This window comes from Kitasatospora arboriphila (assembly GCF_039528095.1).
Lineage (GTDB): Bacteria > Actinomycetota > Actinomycetes > Streptomycetales > Streptomycetaceae > Kitasatospora > Kitasatospora arboriphila.
Window position 1 is genome coordinate 1 of the sequence record NZ_BAAALD010000135.1, and the last position, 15,656, is coordinate 15,656.

Here is a 15,656-nt window from a genome sequence, read left to right on the forward strand (position 1 = left end):
GGCGGCCGGGGTCGGACCCGGTCCCCGCCGCCCCGGCGGCCGGGCGTCGGCGGGCCGGTGCGGTCACCGGGCTGCTGCTCGGCCTCGCCGGCGGCTGCGTCAGCGCGACCGCGGCCACGCTGGCCTGCACCGCGCTGTGGGGTGAGGGCGCGAGGCCGGCCGGCCTCGCGGCGGCCGGGGTCTGCGCGGCGGCCGGCACCGCACTGGGGGCCGTCCGGGGGCGCCGAGCGGCGGGGCCGGGCTGACGGCCGCGGGTCGGTCCCGTCAGGTGAGCGGCTGCCCGGCGGGGCCGGTGAGGCGTTGGATGTCCGCACGCAGCCACGAGTCGTCGGGCCGGGTGAGCCGCACCAGTTCCTCCGGCGGCCGGACGCCCTGCGCGACGGCCGTCACATAGGCCTTGGCCTGGGCGGTGCCCAGCTGGGGGTGGAGCCTGCGCAGCCGGTGCATCGCCGCGACCGGCCCGGCGGACCGCGCCAGAGCGCGGATCTCGATCACCAGCGGGTCGTCGTCCGTCCCGCCCCGGACCTCGCGGCGGTAGAACGTCTGCCAGTCCTCGTGCAGGCAGGTCTCGCGGACGAAGTGGACGCTTCCGTCCTGCCGGTCCACCAGGTACGGGCCGCTCCGGAAGCTGTCGCGTTCGTCCCGGGTGCGCAGCCACACCGCCGACTGGCAGAAGACGAGCCAGCCGACGGCGAGTTCGTCCACCCGGTAGGCGGCGAACTCGGGCAGGTACGCGTTCCAGCTGTGGGCCAGCCGGTCGCGGGCCAGTTCGGTCGCGACCAGTTCGACGGCGCGCTCCTCGGTGATCACCGCTCCAGTGTCCCGTGCCTCGCAACCGGTTTCCCCGCTGCTCCGACGGGGCGTCACTGCTCCGACCGGGACCGGAGGGCGGTGAGGAGGGAGTCCGGGGTCCAGCGGCCGGCGGCACCCGGCCGGGTGCTGAGGTAGGCGGCGGCGCGCCGGGCGGGCCAGCCGTGGGACTCGGCGAGGCCGGTGGCGAGGTGGCGCAGGTAGCCGGCGGAGGGGCGCGTCAGCGGTGCCTCGCTGCTGCGGCCGGCGGCGGTGAAGGTGAGCACCGGGTGGCCGTCCAGGGTGCCCGGGCAGAGCAGGGTCTCGTAGTGGCCCGGGCCGAGGGTGGCGCGGCCGTCGCGGAGGGCGGCGGCCAGGCCCGGGGCGGCCCGGATGCGCGGGGCGCGGTGCATCTCCTGGGCGGCGATGTCGAGCAGTTGGTCCAGGGTCAGCAGGTAGCCGCGGGCGGGCAGTTCCCCGTCGTCCTCGGCGTCGAGGAAGGCAATGCCACCGCCCCAGACCAGGGACTCCCGGGCGAAGTAGAGCCGGCCGGGCAGCAGCAGCGGCAGGTCCGCGGCGGGCGGGCGCGGGTCGCGGCAGCCGGGGTAGCGGCGGGCGGTGCCGGGCGGGCTGCCGCCCGCGAGGTAGGCGTGCAGCCGGGCCCGGCGCATGTTGGAGCCGTACGCGGCGTACCAGACCGGGCGGGCCCGGTCGACGGGGTCGGCCGGGTCCACCGGACCGGCGGGGTCGAGGAGTTCGGGCGGGCGGACGGGGTGCGGGCGGGGCCGGCGCGGGACGGGGGTGCCCATGGCCCCATTGATGCGCGGGTCGGAGCCGTGCCCGGCCTCGGCCCGCCGGACGGCGCTACGGCTTCACCCGTCCGGCGGGAGTGCGCGGACCGAGCTGGACAGGTAAAGAATCTTTGACACGATGTCCGGTCTGCTTTACCTTTCCGGTATGGCAGTCGAAGAGAAGCGGGCCTGGATCATGCTCCTGGTCACACTCAGCAGCTATGCGGCGTACGCGGCAGTCGTCCTCGGCGGCGCCGGCTCCGGTCCGCTCACCGCCGCGCCGTACCGGGCGGCCCTGCTCTGGAGCGTCGGCCTCGCGATCGCGGCCTCGATCGTCCTGCACATCGCGGTCTCGCTCGCCTCGCCGGAGGGCGACCGGCAGAAGGACCAGCGGGACCGCGAGATCCACCGGTTCGGCGACCACGTCGGCCAGTCCTTCCTGGCGATCGGCGGAGTGGCCGTGCTCGTCCTGGCCATGCTCCGCGCCGACCACTTCTGGATCGCCAATGCGACGTACCTGGCCTTCGTCCTCTCGGCCCTGCTCGGCTCGGCCGCGAAGCTCGCCGCCTACCGGCGGGGGTTCGGCCCGTGGTGAAGCCGACCAGGGTCACCAACAGCATCCGCGCGCTCCGGTTCGCCCACGGGGAGATGACCCAGGCGGCACTGGCCGAGCGGATCGGCGTCACCCGACAGACCGTCATCGCCATCGAGCAGGGCCGGTACTCGCCCTCGCTGGAGATGGCGTTCCAGATCGCCCGGGTGTTCGGCGTCGCACTCGACGACGTCTTCCAGTACCCACGGACCGAGGGGGAGGCCCAGTGAAGGCCGTTGTGCAGGACAGGTACGGCGAGGCCGAGGTGCTGCAGCTCAGGGAGGTCGAGCGGCCGCGGCCGGGGGCGGACGAGGTCCTCGTCCGGGTGCGCGCGGCGGGCGTCGATCCCGGCGTCTGGCACCTCATGGCGGGCCTCCCCCGTCCCGTCCGGCTCGCGTCGGGGCTGCGCACCCCGCGCAATCCCGTCCGCGGCATGGACGCCGCCGGGGTGGTCGAGGAGGTCGGCGCGAACGTCACCGCCTTCCGCCCCGGCGACGAGGTGTTCGGCGTCTGCGAGGGATCCTTCGCCGAGTACGCCCTCGCCAGACCCGGACGGCTCGCCCCCAAGCCCGCCGGGCTGACCTTCGAACAGGCCGCGGCCCTGCCGATCTCCGGCTGCACCGCGCTGCAGGCCCTGCGCGACACCGGCGGCCTCCGGGCGGGGCAGCACGTCCTGGTGATCGGCGCGGCCGGCGGCGTCGGCTCGTTCGCCGTGCAGGTCGCCAAGCTCCTCGGTGCGGAGGTCACCGGGGTGTGCAGCACCGGGAAGACCGAACTCGTCCGCTCGCTCGGCGCCGACCGGGTCCTCGACTACACCCGCGAGGAGATCACCGAGGGCGGGCACCGCTACGACCTCGTCGTCGACACCGCGGGCAACCGGCCGCTCGCGCTGCTGCGGCAGGTCCTCACCCCGCGCGGCACGCTGGTCATCGTGGGCGGCGAGAGCGCCGGCGGGTGGCTGCAGGGCCTCGACCGGCAGCTGCGGGCCATGGTGCTCTCGCCCTTCGTCGGGCAGCGGCTGCGCACGCTGGTCGCGCAGACCCGGACGGCGGACCTGCGCCACCTCGCCGAGGCCGCCGAGCAGGGCCGGCTGGTGTCCGTCCTCGACCGCGGCTACCCGCTGGAGCAGGCGGCGGACGCGGTGCGGCACGTCCACACCGGGCACGCCCGGGGCAAGGTCGTGCTCACCGTGTGACGGCAGCCCTCAGCGGTCCGGGCCGAGGACGGCGTCGGCGATCAGCCGGGCGACCGCAGCGGGCTGTTCCACCATCACCAGGTGGCCGCTGTCCGCGACGGTCTCCAGGGTGACCGACGGGCAGGCCTCCAGCGCGGCGCGCTCCTCGTCGGTCAGCCCGACCTCGTCCCGGTCGCCGCGCACCACCCGGGCCCGGACGCCCGCCCCGCACAGCCGCGGGACGAGGGAGCCGTGCCGGTCGAGGTAGGCGAAGTACTCGGTCATCGCCCGGCGGCAGAAGGCCGCCGAGTTCCGCTTCAGGTCGGCCAGCAGCGGCGCCCGCCGGGCCTCCGGAATGCTGTCCGCCAGGGCCTTCGGCGCCAGCCACAGCATCGCCGGCCAGGCCGCCGCACCGAGCCCGGGCACCCGGCCGAGCTTCGTCGCGACCGCCAGGGCCTTGGACTCGTCCGGCCGCGAGAAGGTCGGCGAGAGCAGCACCACCGGCCCGGCGAAGTGCCCGCCGCCGACCATCTCCAGCGCGATGTTGGCACCGAGGCTGTGGCCGACCACCGCCGTGCAGCCGTGCTCGGCGGCGAAGGCCGCGGTGATCGCCGCGTAGTTCTCCATCGAGACGTCACGCGGCGCGACCGTCCCCGCGTGGCCCGGGACGGTCGCCGCCACCAGCCGGATCGGCGCCCCGGCGAGCGGCTCGGCCGCCATCAGGTCGTCGTAGAAGGCCGTGCTGCACAGCCCGCCCGGCAGCAGCAGCACCCGGTGCGGTGCGTCGGCCGGCCCCGACTCCCGGACGTCCCAGGCGTGGAACTGCGCGGCACCGCTCACGGCTCTGCCCTCCGACTCGCTCGACCACCGCCAGTCTCCCGCCCCCCGGCCACCGCCCGCCCACCCTGCGCCGAACGCGGCATGTCGGGCCGCCCCCGGGTACGGGCGGCCCGACCGGGATTGGCCCCGATCAGGCCGTGTGCCGCAGCAGCAGGGCGGTGGGCCAGGCGCGCTGGTCGGGGGTGTCGGGGACGGCGAGGCCGCGGGCCCGTTCGACCGCGGCCCAGGCGGTCCCGGGTGGGGTGCCCCCGAGGACGAGGAGGGAGACCGCGAGCAGGGAGGAGCGGCCGATGCCCGCCCGGCAGTGCGTCACCACGTGGGCGCCGTGGTGCAGTCGTGCGGTCAGGTGGTGGAGGACGGGCAGCACGGCGGCCGGGTCGGGGACCGTCCGGTCGGGGATCGGGAGGGCCACGTACTCCAGTCCGGCGGCGGTCGCGAGCTCGGGCTCGGCGGTGAGGCCGAGTTCCTCGCGTTCGTCCGCGGTGAGCGCGCAGACGAGCACGTCCGCACCGGCGGCGGCCAGCGCGGCCATCTCGTCCGGCAGCCAGTCGTGGCCGCGCGGGCGGGCCATGGTGCTGAGCCGGCCGGGGCCGGGCAGGTCGACGGTGAACAGGGAGGCGCGCACGGCGGCACCGCATTTCGCTCGGGAGGGAGTGGGCCCCGGGCGGGACGTCGGGCGGCGCTCGAAGACCTGACGGAACGTCGAGGGAGCGGAGCGCCCGCGTGGCGGCCACGGGGTGGGTGTCAGCGTACCGCGGTGTCCGGCGCAGCCACTGGGCCGGACAGGCCGGGGTTGCTCAGGCCGGTGGCCGGGCAGGCCGAGAGGCCGGTGGCCGGTCAGGCCGGGTCGGCCGTCAGGGCTGCGCGGAGCCAGTCGTGGGCGGCGCCGAGGGTGGGGGTGGCCGGGTCGGCGAGTTCGCCGGCGAGCTGCCAGTAGCGGTCCATCACCGGGTGGGCGAGGGTGGCGAGGCGGCGGACGAGCCGGCGGCGGAACAGCGGGGTGTCCCGGTCGCCGTGGGCCCCGGCGTACGCGGCGACGAAGCAGTCGAGCGCCTCGCCCGGCTGCGGTGCCCCTCCCCTGCGCAGGGCCGGGGCGGCCAGCTCGTACGCCTCGCCGAGGCCGTCGTAGAGCACGGCCGGGCGGTGGTCGCGGGCGTCCGCCGGGGGCGGCGCGTCGCTGCCGCCGGCGGGGCAGGGCATGGTGGCGAGGGCGTGCATCCGGGCGAAGGCCAGCACCTGGGCCGGCCGCGGCTCGGCGGGCGGCTGCGGCACCGCCGCGTCGACGATCCACCGGATCTGCCGGGTGGACAGGCCGCGGGGCAGGACCCGCCGCCAGTAGCGGGCCAGCGCGGTGGTGTCGGGCGGGGTGGCGACCGCGCCGATCAGCCGGAGCCGGTCGGCGCGTTCCTCGGCGGTGCAGTCGCGCAGCAGTTGCAGGGCGGCCTCCCGCCAGCGCAGTGCGGCGAGTTGGGTGCCCAGCTCCTTCAACTGCCGGGCGACGGCATCCTCCAGTGCGTCGGCCCCGGTGTCGGTGTCCTCGCGGCGCAGGACGCGGTCGATCTCGGGGACGGGCAGGTCGAGGGCGCGCAGCGAGCGGATCAGCCGCAGCCGGTCGAGCGCCCCGGGCCCGTACCTGCGGTGGCCGCCGGTGCTGCGGGCGGCCTCGGGGAGCAGGCCGCGGTCGGAGTAGAAGCGGACGGTCTTCACGGTGACGCCCGCCCGTTCGGCGAGTTCCCCGATGCTCCACAGATCGGCCATGAACACGACTTGAACCTCCCTCAGGGGGAGTTCCTACCGTACCGGCACACGCGGGCGGCCGACCGGGCCGCCGGAGCGGGCGAGGAGGCGACGATGGCGGTGTTCGTGCTGGTGTCCGGCTGGTTCACCGGGAGCTGGATCTGGGAGGAGGTGGCGGACCGGCTGCGGGAGTCCGGGGCGGAGGTGCACCCGGTGGCGCTGACGGGCATGGACGGGCCGGCCGGGACGGCGCCGGCCGGCACCGACCTGGAGACGCACGTCGGGGACGTGCTGCGGGTGGTCGACGGCGTGGCCGCGCCACAGGTGGTGCTCGTCGGCCACGGCTACGGCATCCATCCGGTCCTGGGCGCCGCCGACCGGCGTCCGGAGCGGATCGCGCGGGTCGTGCACCTGGACGCCGGTATGCCCGGAGACGGCGACACGGCGGCGCAGTCGGTGCCGGACCAGGAGGTCCGTACGCGGCTGCTCGGCGCCGGTCCGGTCCTCGCCGAGGTGCCCGTGCCGACCGCCGACGCGTGGCGGCGCTGGGGCAGCACGGCGGGACTGTCGGACGGGGCGCTGGCCCGGCTGACCGCGCACGCCGTACCGCAGCCCTCCGGGACGCTCACCCGTCCGCTGAGGCTCTCGGGCGCCGCGGCCGCACTGCCCTCCACCGGGATCCTGTGCACCGGCAGCGGCATGACGATCGCCATGCTCCGGGTGGTGGCCTCCGGCGACGACCCGGTCTCCCGGAAGCTCACCGACCCCGCGGTGCGCTTCTTCGAACTCGCCACCGGGCACTGGCCGATGCTCTCCTCCCCCGGTGAACTGGCCGAGGTGCTGCGGCGGTCCGCCGCCGGGGAGGGCCACCGGCTCACTCCGACCGCCGAAGCGCCCCCGCACCTGCGGCCCTTCGTGCTGGAGGCGCCGGAGCGGCCGCGCGAGCGGACCGGCCGGGTCGACCTGTACCTCCCCGACGGCGCCGGCCCCCGGGACCGCCGCCCGGCGGTGCTGTTCGTCCACGGCGGCCCGCTCCCGGCCGAGGTGCGGCCCACGCCCCGGGACTGGCCGGGGCTGGTCGGCCACGCCCGGTACGCCGCGGAGCTTGGCGCGGTCGGCGCGGTGGTCGACCACCGGCTGCACGGCTTCGCCGACTACCCGCAGGCCGCAGGGGACCTCGCCGCGGCCGTCGACCTGCTGCGCGCCGATCCGCGGGTCGACCCGGACCGGATCGCCCTGTGGTTCTTCTCCGGCGGCGGGCTGCTGCTCGCGGACGCGCTCCGCACGCCGGAGCCGTGGCTGCGGTGCACGGCGGCGAGCTACCCGGTGCTCGCGCCGCTGCCCGCCTGGGGCCCGGTCGATCCCCGTTACCGTCCGGTGGAGGCGGTCGGCGCGGCCGGACGGCTGCCGATCGTGCTGACCCGGGTCGGCCGGGAGAACCCCGGGATCGCGGCCGGCGTCGCGGAGTTCCTGGCCGCGGCCGAGAAGGCCGGGGCCGCCGTCGAGGTGGTCGACCTGCCCGACGGGCACCACGGCTTCGACACCGCCGAGCCCAGCGAGTCGTCGCGGCGGGCGGTGGAGCGGGCGATGCGCTCCGTCCTGGTGCACCTGCGCGCCTGAGCAGCTCTCAGTGGTTCACGGGGAACGGGCGGTTGTCGGAGGGAACGGACGGTTGTTGGACGCGGGCGGGGGCGGCTTGGTCTGCTGGGTCCTCCGGCGGGACGGCTCCCGCCGCCGCCCGTGCACCCCGCAAGCGAGGACTCCGATGACCGACAGCCCCGACCTCTCCTTCCTCGACGCTCCCGGTGTGATGGCCGGCTACGCCGAGGAGACCCGCCCGCGGGCGCACGGTGCCGGCCTCGACGTCTGGGAGTACGGGCGGGTCGCGGCCGGTGTGACGTCGCTGCGCGAGTGGCCCGCCGCCTGCCGGGCGGCCGCGCGGCGGCACCTGGCGGTCGCGGAGGCCGCCGCGGCCGCGGGCCGGACCCGGACGGCGGGCGAGGCCTACCGGACGGCGGCCCGCTGGTTCCACGTCGGCGGGCTCGTCCCCGACCCGGACCGGGCGGCGGGCGCCCGGACGGCCGGGGCTGCGGACGAGGCGATGCGCTCGGCCCTGGCACTGCTCGAACCGGACGCCGAACGGGTCGAGGGCGAGGGGTTCGCCGGGTGGCTCCGGCGCCCGGCGGGCGGGCGGCCGGCGCCGGTGGTGGTGGTCGTGCCCGGACTGGACTCCGGCAAGGAGGAGTTCCATGCCGTGGCGGAGGCGCTGCTCGCCCGTGGCACGGCCGTCCTCGCGATCGACGGACCGGGCCAGGGCGTCCTGGCGACGACCAGCACCTTCGAGCCGGACTACGGGAAGGTGATCGGCCGTGCCGTGGACCACCTGGCCGGCCGGGAGGGCCTCGACACCGAGGACGGCGTCGCGGTGATCGGGCTGAGCCTGGGCGGCTGGTTCGCCGCGGCCGCCGCGGCCCAGGAGCGGCGGGTCCGGGCGGCCGCCCTGGTCAGCGGCCCGTACCGGCTGGACTGGGACGGCCTCGTACCCTTCGTCGTCGCCACCCTGGCCCAGCGCTGCGGCGGCCTGGCGGCGGCCCGGGAGGGCGCCGACCGGATCGACCTCGGCACGATCACCGCGGAGCTCGACCTCCCGCTGCTGGTCGTCGAGGGCGGCGACGACCGGATCCCGGGCGTCACCAACGCCGACCTGCTGGCCCGTCAGCTCGAGAACGCCGAACTCCTGCTCGTCCCCCACGGCAACCACCTGCTCGGCACCGCCCTCCCCGACTGGCTGCCCGCCACCGCCGACTGGCTCGCCGAGGCCGTCCGCACCGCGCCGCCCCGGGCCTGACGCCGACTCCAGCGGTGGGCCGCGGCGCCGGGGTGGTCGGCGAGGGGGTCAGCCGCGGGCGGCGAGCCGTCGCCGGAGCAGGCTGCGCAGACGGCCGGAAGCCCCCGGCAGCGTCCCGAGCCGCCTCACCTCGGCGACGTCGAGTTCGGTCCGGCCCGCCAGCGCCAGCACGGCGGCGTAGGGCCGTTCGCCCTCCGTGAGCTTCGCGGCCGTGGCGTCTAGGACGGCTCGCAGGACGGCTCGGTCCGCGGCGGGGTGCCCGGCCAGCAGGAGGAGCAGCCGGTTGTCGTTCCAGGTGCTGTGGCGGGCGGCGGCCAGCTCCCGCAGGGCGGCCGGCGGGGTGTGCGGATTGGCGGCCAGCGCCTGCCACACGAAGGAGTGGTCGCATCGCACCAGCCCGTGCAGAACCGCCCCGTCGTTCGAGGCATGCGCCAGGTGGAGGTAGTCGGCAGGTGTGTGCACGCGGAACGCCCCCGGGGTGTGGTCGGACCCTCCTGCTCCGGAGGACGCGCACCCGGCACGGTCGTCCGGGCACATCCGTGGAGACAGAGTGTGCCGGAGGACCCGGCCCGCGCCGCCGTCGGGAGTGCGTGGCCTGCCGGGGGGAGCACGATCGAGCCGCCGCTGCCGGCGGATGTCCTCCCCCCTGGTTCCCTTCCTGGAGGCGGAGTTGGCGGTCAGTGGCGAGGCCGACCCGGCCCGCGCCGCAGTGGAGTTGCGCTTTCACGGCTGGTGCCGGTGCACTCCGGGGTGCACCTACCTCCGGACCGCGCCCGCCGGACGTGCCGCCAACGCCTGGATCCACCTCGACGGCGGATCCGGACCGGCCCGCCGGTGTGCGGTGATCCGAAGGGCGCCGGGTCACCGAGGGTCGACGTGTGCGGTCAGGGCCGCGGGGCCGGCGGGGCGGGGGCGGGGGCGGTGAGGAGGAGGCCGGTGCGGGCGGCGGTGGCTCCGGCGGTGCCGGTCCATTCGGCGGCGGTGATGTAGAGGGTGGGGGTGCCGCCGGGGGTGCCGAGGGCGCAGGAGAAGCAGCCGCGGTCGGTCTCGACGGTCTGCAGGACGTCCCCGCCCTCGCGGACCCTGACGCAGCGCCGGTTCGGCACGTCGGCGTACCAGAGGGCGCCCTCGGCGTCGAGGCTGATGCCGTCCGGGGCGGAGCCCTCGATCTCGGCCCAGGTGCGGCGGCCGGTGAGGCTGCCGTCGGGGGCGACGTCGAAGGCGGTGATCCGGGAGGCGTACGACTCGGCGACGAGGAGGGTGGTGCCGTCCGGGGTGACGGCCATGCCGTTGGGGAAGCCGAGGTCGCCGGCGACGGTGCGGGCGGTGCCGTCCGGGGTGACGAGGGCGACCAGTCCGGGGGCGGGCGGTTCGCCGGACATCAGGTCGAAACCGATGCAGTTGGCGTAGGCGTTGCCGCGGCCGTCGGCGGCGACCTCGTTCCAGGGCCGGTCGCAGAGCGGGCGCAGGTCGGCGTACGGCACGAGGGTGCCGTCGGCCTCGCGGCGCAGCAGCCGGCGGTCGCTGCCGGCGAGGACGAGCAGCCGGCCGTCGGGCAGCGGGTCGATGCAGAACGGGAAGGCGTCGACCCGGCCGGCGGTCTCGCGGGTGCCGGTCGCGTCGACGGTGATCAGCTCGTGGGCTCCCCAGTCGCAGAACCAGAGCCGGTCGTCGTGCCAGCGGGGCGACTCGCCGAGGACGAGTCCGTCCAGGAGGACACGGGGTTCGGGCACGTCGGGGGCTCCTCGCTGGCGACGGTTGCGAGGCACCATCATGGCCAACCGGGGGCCCGCGGCGGGCGCGCGCGGGGGTGTGTCGGTACGGCCGTTCCGGGGACGCGGCAGGTCCGCCCCGGCGCCCCCGGAACGGCCGTCAGGCCGGGCCGGTGGCGGCGATGATGCGGACGGCCTCGGTGATCTGGGCGTCCGTCAGGTCGCCGCGGGCGGTGAGGCGCAGGCGGGAGATGCCGTCGGGGACGGACGGCGGGCGGAAGCAGCCGACGGCGAGTCCGGCGGTGCGGCAGTCGGCGGCCCACTGGACGGCGGCCTCCGGGCCGGGGGCGCGGACGGAGACCACCGCGGCGTCCGGGGTGGAGGCGTGCAGGCCGGCGGCGGTGAGGCGGGCGGCGAGGGTGTGGGCGAGCTCGCGGGCGCGGGCGGCGCGGTGCGGTTCGGCGCGCAGCAGGCGCAGGGCGCCGAGCGCGGTGCCGGCGGCGGCGGGCGCGAGGCCGGTGTCGAAGATGAAGGTGCGGGCGGTCTCGGTGAGGTGCCGGATGACGCGGCGGGGGCCGAGGACGGCGCCGCCCTGGGAGCCCAGCGACTTGGAGAGGGTGACGGTGGCGACGGTGTCGGGCGCCCCGGCGAGGTCGGCGACGGCCAGGGTGCCGCGGCCGCCGTCGCCGAGGACGCCGAGTCCGTGGGCGTCGTCGACGAGCAGCGCGGCACCGTGGGCGCGGGCGGCGGCGCAGTGGCCGGCGAGCGGGGCGGCGTTGCCGTCGACGGAGAAGACGGAGTCGGTGACGACCAGGGCCCGGCGGTGGCTGCGGGTGGCGAGCACCTCGCGGACGGCGTCCGGGTCGGCGTGCGGGGCGCGGTGGACGTCGCTGCGGGCGAGCCGGCAGCCGTCGATCAGCGAGGCGTGGTTGTACGCGTCGGAGACGATCAGCGTGTCGGGGTCGGTGAGCGCGGTGAGGGCGGCGAGGTTGGCGGCGTACCCGGTGGAGAACACCAGGGCGGCCTCGAAGCCGCAGAACTCGGCGAGTTCGTCCTCGAGTTCGGTGTGCAGTGCGGTGGTGCCGGTGACCAGGCGGGAGCCGGTGGCGCCCCCGCCCCAGCGGCGGGCGGCCTCGGCGGCGGCCCCCGTGACGGCGGGGTGGTGGACGAGGCCCAGGTAGTCGTTGCTCGCGAGGTCCAGCACCGGGTCGTCGGCGGGCCGGCTGCGCAGGGTGCGGGTGAGGCCGGCACGGGCGCGGAGGTCGGCGGCCTCGTCCAGCCAGTCGAAGACGGCGGAGGGCGCGAGGGTCGGCTGCGGCACGGTGGGGTGGACCATGGCCGCACTCTGGCACGGCGGCGCTACGGGCGGCAACGTGCGCCGTCCCACAGTGACGGGGTGTGTCGGCCCGGCCCCCGGCGGGGGGTGCTGCGCGTAGACTCCCCCGACCGGCTGGAGTCCTGGCGAGGGGAGAGCTGGTGGAGAACGGCCGCCTGACCGTGCGGGACGTGCTGGCGCTGGAGCTGGTCGCGCCGTGGGACGCGGAGGTGGTCGCCTGCCCGGAGGGGCTGGACCGGGCGGTGCGCTGGCTGCACGTGGCGGAGGCGGCGGACGTCGCGGTGATGCTGACCGGCAATGAGGTGGTGCTGACGACCGGTCTGCTGCTGGCCGGTGACGAGCGGGCGCAGGCCGCGTACATGGAGTCGATGGGGCGGGCCGGGGCGGCCGCGGTGGTGCTGGGGCTGGGGCGGGCGTTCTCGACGACGCCGGAGGCGATGCGGCGGGCGGCGCAGCGGTACGGGGTGCCGTTGGTGGTGCTGCACCGGCCGGCGCCGTTCGCGCGGCTGACGGAGGAGGTGCACGCGCGGCTGCTGCACGGCCGGTACGCGGCGCTGGACCTGTCGGACCGGATGGGCGGTGCGCTGGCGGCGCTGAACCTGTCGGGGGTGCCGCTGCAGCGGCTGCTGGACGAGGTCGCGGGGTTCGCGGGCTGTCCGGCGGTGGTGGTGAACCTGGCGCACCGGGTGCTGGCCTCGGCCGGGGAGCCGGGTGCGCTGGGCGATCTGCTGCGGGACTGGGAGCGGGTGTCGCGGCAGGTCGCGGAGCTGCTGGGGAACGGTCCGGTGACGCTGGGTCCGGACGGCTGGGTGGTGGCGCGGCTGGAGGCGCGCGGCCGGCAGTGGGGGCATCTGGTGCTGTTCGGGCACCTGGGCGGCGAGGAGACCGGACGGGTGGTCGGCCGGCTGGCGGCGGAGGCGCTGGCGGTGCACCGGCTGCTGGCGGACCCGGTGAGCGGCCGGCAGCGCGGCTGGGAGGACCAGGCGGCGGAGGCGCTGCTCGCGGACCTGGCGTCGGGCACGGCCCGGCCCGAGCAGTTGCTGCCGCGGTTCCGGGCGGCGGGGCTGCCGACCGAGCGGCGGACCTTCGTACCGGTGGTGCTGCGGCCGCCGTCCGGGTCGCGGGTGGTGTGCGAGGCGGTGCGCCGCACGCTCGCCGAGGAGGCGATGGCGGGGCTGGTGGCCCGGGTCGGGCCGGACGGGGCGATCGCGGTGCTGCTGAGCGTGCCGCCGGAGCGCGACGCGGACGCGGAGGTGGACCGGCTGGCGGCGCGGCTGCAGGAGGGCGCGGCGGGGTCGGTGCTGGGTGCGGGTTTCGGCTGCCGGGTGCTGGACGAGGTGCGGCGTTCCTTCCTGGAGGCGGTGCACGTGGCGGACGCGGCGCTGGCCGGTCCGCCGTCCGGCCCGGTGGCGCGGCTGCGGGACGTGCGGCTGCGCGGGCTGGTCCGGCTGCTGCGGGACGAGCCGGAGCTGCAGGCGTTCATCGGGCGCGAGCTGGGCCCGCTGCTGGGGCACCGGGAGCTGCTGGACGTGCTGCGCACCTACCTGCGGACGGGCCGGAACAAGTCGCTGGCGGCGCAGGAACAGCACGTCAGCCGCCCGGCGATGTACCGGCGGCTGCAGAGCATCGAGGCGCTGCTGGGGATCGACCTGGACGACCTGGAGCAACTGACCTCGCTGTACGTGGCGCTGCTGGCGCACGACGCGCAGCGCGGGCCGTGACGGCGGCAGCGGGGCTGGTTTGCCCGGGCCGGTGGGGCGGGCGACAGTGGAAGGGCCGGTGTCCGCGGCTCGTCAACGGAGCAGATCATGGCAGTTCCCCGTCCCGTCCCGGCCGCTCCGGCCGACGGCCGGGGCTTCGAGACGATCCCGGTCGGTGCGGGGCCGCACGGTGTGACGGTGAGCCGGGACGGCAGCCGGGTCTGGGTGACCTGTGCCCGGACGGGTTCGCTCACGGCGCTGGAGCCGACCCGGCGGCAGGTCGCGGCGGTGCACCGGGTGGGGACCTCGCTGTACGGGGTGGCGGTGAGCCCGGACGGGGAGCGGCTGTACACCGCGGACCCGGCCCGTTCCGCGGTGTCGGTGGTGGCGGCGGAGAGCGGCGCGGTGACGGCCGAGACGGTGTTCGAGGAGCGTCCGTTCGGGCTGGTGGTGGCGCCGAGCGGGGCGCGGCTGCTGGTGTCGGCGCCGCGCGAGAACGCCGTCCTGGTGACGGACGGCCTGGGTGCGCCGCTGGGCCGGATCACCGGGGTGGACTTCGCGGTGGGGCTGGCGCTGAGCCCGGACGGCGGGCTGCTGTACGCGGCGAACCGCTTCGCGGGCACGGTGAGCGTGCTGGACGTGTCGGCGCTCGGGTCGATGGAGGGCAGTGCGGCGGCCGTCGTGGTGGCCCGGATCCCGGTGGCCCGCGGCCCGTACGACCTGGCGGTGGGGCCGGACGGCGGGCGGTTGTACGTGGCGCACTTCCCGTTCGACCTGGTGTCGGTGGTGGACACCGACGAGCGGGCGGTGGCGGGCACGGTCGCGGTGCCGGACGGTCCGCGCGGGGTCGCGGTGAGCCCGGACGGCGCCAAGCTCTACGTGGCGAACGGCTTCGCGAGCACGGTGACGGTGGTCGAGCTCTGAGCGGGTCCGCCGGTCCGGCGCAAGGGCCCGGGGCTGTGACGATGACGGCCGGTTTCCGACCCGCCACCCGGCGCGTTCGCCCGCACCGGGGCTCTACAGGGCTGTAGAGTCCAACGGCCGGGTGCGAACGACACGGGAGGCGGTCGACGGTGGACGACGGGCGGGCGAAGGTGTGGGAGCCGCCGCAGACGCAGGTCGAGCAGGCGTACCAGCCGGTCGAGGTCCGGTTCGAGGACGGCAGCTGGGCGGTCGGCCGGATCAACGCCTGGTGGCGCCCGGCGGACGGCAGCCCGTGGTGCCGGGTGCGGGTGCTGCGCCGCGGCGGCGCGGAGCGCTGGATGCCCTTCGACCCGGAGCAGCTGCTGCTCCTGCCGGCCGGCGGCATCTGACCGGGCCCGGCGGGAGTCGACCGGCCCTCCGGCGGGAAGATCCTCCCCGTCGGCGGGCGCCGCACGGGCCGGCCGGCGGCACGGCGTCGACGCAGCGAAAGGGTGGCGGACCGGATGAGCGTGAACCTGGGCAAGGGCCAGAAGGTCGACCTCGGCAAGCCGGACGGCGGTGCGCTGGAGGTCGTACGGATGGGCCTCGGCTGGCAGGCCGCTCCCCGCAAGGGGTTCTTCGCCAAGCTGATGGCCCGTGACATCGACCTGGACGCCTCGGCGGTGCTGTTCGCGGGCCGCACGCCGGTGGACGTCGTCTACTTCCAGCACCTGACCAGCTCCGACGGCTCGGTGCGGCACGGCGGCGACAACCTGACCGGCGGCGCGGGGCAGGGCGCGGACGACGAGGTCATCACGGTGGACCTCACCCGCGTGCCGAAGAAGGTCGACCAGATCGTCTTCACCGTCAACTCGTTCACCGGCCAGACCTTCCAGGACGTGCAGAACGCGTTCTGCCGGCTGGTCGACGACGCCACCGGCCGTGAGCTGGCCCGCTACACGCTGACCGGCGGCGGCAGCCACACCGCGCAGATCATGGCGAAGGTGCATCGCTCCGACGGCGGCTGGCAGATGACCGCGATCGGCGCGCCCACCCAGGGCCGGACCTTCCAGGACGTGATCCCGGACATCGAGCAGCACCTGTGAGCCGCCGCTGACCCGTCGCGGCCGCGGCTCCGGGTCACGGCGAGCCTCCGTGGCCGCGGCGGGCCACACTGGGGGCGAGGGCCTCAGGGTTCGTCCGACGATTCGCGTCGGATCGGCGTGCGGCGGTG

17 protein-coding genes and 1 pseudogene are annotated in these 15,656 nt (G+C 76.6%); 10 read left to right on the plus strand and 8 right to left on the minus strand.

Annotation, left to right across the window (positions count from 1 at the left end):
• Positions 1 to 245: pseudogene (locus tag ABD353_RS36585) on the plus strand (TUGYCR motif thioredoxin fold (seleno)protein); the annotation flags it as partial.
• Between the two features lie 19 nt (positions 246 to 264).
• Here ABD353_RS36585 and ABD353_RS36590 read toward each other — a convergent pair.
• Positions 265 to 810: a YrhB domain-containing protein gene (locus ABD353_RS36590; RefSeq protein ID WP_344628039.1), complete on the minus strand. Its 546-nt coding sequence runs from the start codon at positions 808 to 810 to the stop codon at positions 265 to 267.
• A 53-nt stretch (positions 811 to 863) separates the two neighbouring features.
• On the minus strand, positions 864 to 1,598 hold the full coding sequence (locus ABD353_RS36595; protein ID WP_344628040.1) for a histone deacetylase: 735 nt from the start codon (positions 1,596 to 1,598) through the stop codon (positions 864 to 866).
• A gap of 148 nt (positions 1,599 to 1,746) precedes the next feature.
• Between ABD353_RS36595 and ABD353_RS36600 the strand changes: the two genes are divergently transcribed.
• From ABD353_RS36600 to ABD353_RS36610, 3 genes are read left to right on the plus strand one after another with little or no spacing between them, the layout of a single operon-like run.
• The gene (locus tag ABD353_RS36600; protein WP_344628041.1) at positions 1,747 to 2,175 is read left to right on the plus strand and encodes a hypothetical protein; all 429 of its coding nucleotides are present in this window, start codon (positions 1,747 to 1,749) and stop codon (positions 2,173 to 2,175) included.
• Positions 2,169 to 2,402, plus strand: a complete 234-nt coding sequence (locus ABD353_RS36605) for a helix-turn-helix transcriptional regulator (protein ID WP_425555327.1) — start codon at positions 2,169 to 2,171, stop codon at positions 2,400 to 2,402. The genes ABD353_RS36600 and ABD353_RS36605 overlap by 7 nt, the downstream gene beginning before the upstream one ends.
• A complete protein-coding gene (locus ABD353_RS36610) occupies positions 2,399 to 3,367 on the plus strand; it encodes an NAD(P)-dependent alcohol dehydrogenase (protein ID WP_344628042.1) in 969 nt (322 codons plus the stop codon). Before ABD353_RS36605 ends, ABD353_RS36610 begins: the two co-directional genes overlap by 4 nt.
• Positions 3,368 to 3,376: 9 nt before the next feature.
• Here the strand turns inward: ABD353_RS36610 and ABD353_RS36615 are convergent, their stop codons facing one another.
• From ABD353_RS36615 to ABD353_RS36625, 3 genes are all read right to left on the minus strand, one after another.
• Complete coding sequence (locus ABD353_RS36615; protein WP_344628043.1) at positions 3,377 to 4,186, minus strand: alpha/beta fold hydrolase; 810 nt, start codon at positions 4,184 to 4,186, stop codon at positions 3,377 to 3,379.
• A 130-nt stretch (positions 4,187 to 4,316) separates the two neighbouring features.
• Positions 4,317 to 4,811: a protein-tyrosine phosphatase family protein gene (locus ABD353_RS36620; RefSeq protein WP_344628044.1), complete on the minus strand. Its 495-nt coding sequence runs from the start codon at positions 4,809 to 4,811 to the stop codon at positions 4,317 to 4,319.
• 212 nt (positions 4,812 to 5,023) lie between these two features.
• Positions 5,024 to 5,944, minus strand: a complete 921-nt coding sequence (locus tag ABD353_RS36625; RefSeq protein WP_344628055.1) for a MerR family transcriptional regulator — start codon at positions 5,942 to 5,944, stop codon at positions 5,024 to 5,026.
• 93 nt (positions 5,945 to 6,037) lie between these two features.
• On the opposite strand from ABD353_RS36625, the gene ABD353_RS36630 reads away from it, so the two are divergent.
• Together ABD353_RS36630 and ABD353_RS36635 are read left to right on the plus strand one after the other, a co-directional pair.
• The gene (locus ABD353_RS36630; RefSeq protein WP_344628045.1) at positions 6,038 to 7,543 is read left to right on the plus strand and encodes an alpha/beta fold hydrolase; all 1,506 of its coding nucleotides are present in this window, start codon (positions 6,038 to 6,040) and stop codon (positions 7,541 to 7,543) included.
• A 145-nt stretch (positions 7,544 to 7,688) separates the two neighbouring features.
• The gene (locus tag ABD353_RS36635; protein ID WP_344628046.1) at positions 7,689 to 8,771 is read left to right on the plus strand and encodes an alpha/beta hydrolase family protein; all 1,083 of its coding nucleotides are present in this window, start codon (positions 7,689 to 7,691) and stop codon (positions 8,769 to 8,771) included.
• A 48-nt stretch (positions 8,772 to 8,819) separates the two neighbouring features.
• Here the strand turns inward: ABD353_RS36635 and ABD353_RS36640 are convergent, their stop codons facing one another.
• The 3 genes from ABD353_RS36640 to ABD353_RS36650 all read right to left on the minus strand — a co-directional run bounded on the left by ABD353_RS36640 (position 8,820) and on the right by ABD353_RS36650 (position 11,819).
• Positions 8,820 to 9,233, minus strand: coding sequence for a hypothetical protein (locus ABD353_RS36640; protein WP_344628047.1), 414 nt, complete (start codon positions 9,231 to 9,233; stop codon positions 8,820 to 8,822).
• A gap of 422 nt (positions 9,234 to 9,655) precedes the next feature.
• Positions 9,656 to 10,504, minus strand: a complete 849-nt coding sequence (locus ABD353_RS36645) for an SMP-30/gluconolactonase/LRE family protein (RefSeq protein WP_344628048.1) — start codon at positions 10,502 to 10,504, stop codon at positions 9,656 to 9,658.
• A 139-nt stretch (positions 10,505 to 10,643) separates the two neighbouring features.
• Positions 10,644 to 11,819 (minus strand): 8-amino-7-oxononanoate synthase, encoded by a 1,176-nt coding sequence (locus ABD353_RS36650; RefSeq protein WP_344628049.1) that lies wholly within the window; start codon positions 11,817 to 11,819, stop codon positions 10,644 to 10,646.
• Positions 11,820 to 11,959: 140 nt separating this feature from the next.
• Here ABD353_RS36650 and ABD353_RS36655 point away from each other — a divergent pair, with 140 nt between their 5' ends.
• The 4 genes from ABD353_RS36655 (at position 11,960) to ABD353_RS36670 (ending at position 15,528) form a co-directional block, all read left to right on the plus strand.
• Entirely contained in the window at positions 11,960 to 13,540 is a 1,581-nt protein-coding gene (locus ABD353_RS36655) for a PucR family transcriptional regulator (RefSeq protein ID WP_344628050.1), read from the plus strand.
• 87 nt (positions 13,541 to 13,627) lie between these two features.
• A complete protein-coding gene (locus tag ABD353_RS36660) occupies positions 13,628 to 14,443 on the plus strand; it encodes a YncE family protein (RefSeq protein ID WP_344628051.1) in 816 nt (271 codons plus the stop codon).
• A 149-nt stretch (positions 14,444 to 14,592) separates the two neighbouring features.
• Entirely contained in the window at positions 14,593 to 14,832 is a 240-nt protein-coding gene (locus tag ABD353_RS36665; RefSeq protein WP_344628052.1) for a hypothetical protein, read from the plus strand.
• Positions 14,833 to 14,946: 114 nt separating this feature from the next.
• A complete protein-coding gene (locus ABD353_RS36670) occupies positions 14,947 to 15,528 on the plus strand; it encodes a TerD family protein (RefSeq protein ID WP_344628053.1) in 582 nt (193 codons plus the stop codon).
• Positions 15,529 to 15,656 lie beyond the last annotated feature (128 nt).

Bases quoted from the DNA above. Each gene is read 5' to 3' on its own strand.
- ABD353_RS36600 (WP_344628041.1), top strand. From the start codon at position 1,747: ATGGCAGTCGAAGAGAAGCGGGCCTGGATCATGCTCCTGGTCACACTC.
- ABD353_RS36670 (WP_344628053.1), top strand. From the start codon at position 14,947: ATGAGCGTGAACCTGGGCAAGGGCCAGAAGGTCGACCTCGGCAAGCCG.
- ABD353_RS36635 (WP_344628046.1), top strand. From the start codon at position 7,689: ATGACCGACAGCCCCGACCTCTCCTTCCTCGACGCTCCCGGTGTGATG.
- ABD353_RS36650 (WP_344628049.1), bottom strand. From the start codon at position 11,819: ATGGTCCACCCCACCGTGCCGCAGCCGACCCTCGCGCCCTCCGCCGTC.
- ABD353_RS36625 (WP_344628055.1), bottom strand. From the start codon at position 5,944: ATGGCCGATCTGTGGAGCATCGGGGAACTCGCCGAACGGGCGGGCGTC.
- ABD353_RS36595 (WP_344628040.1), bottom strand. From the start codon at position 1,598: ATGGGCACCCCCGTCCCGCGCCGGCCCCGCCCGCACCCCGTCCGCCCG.
- ABD353_RS36630 (WP_344628045.1), top strand. From the start codon at position 6,038: ATGGCGGTGTTCGTGCTGGTGTCCGGCTGGTTCACCGGGAGCTGGATC.
- ABD353_RS36660 (WP_344628051.1), top strand. From the start codon at position 13,628: ATGGCAGTTCCCCGTCCCGTCCCGGCCGCTCCGGCCGACGGCCGGGGC.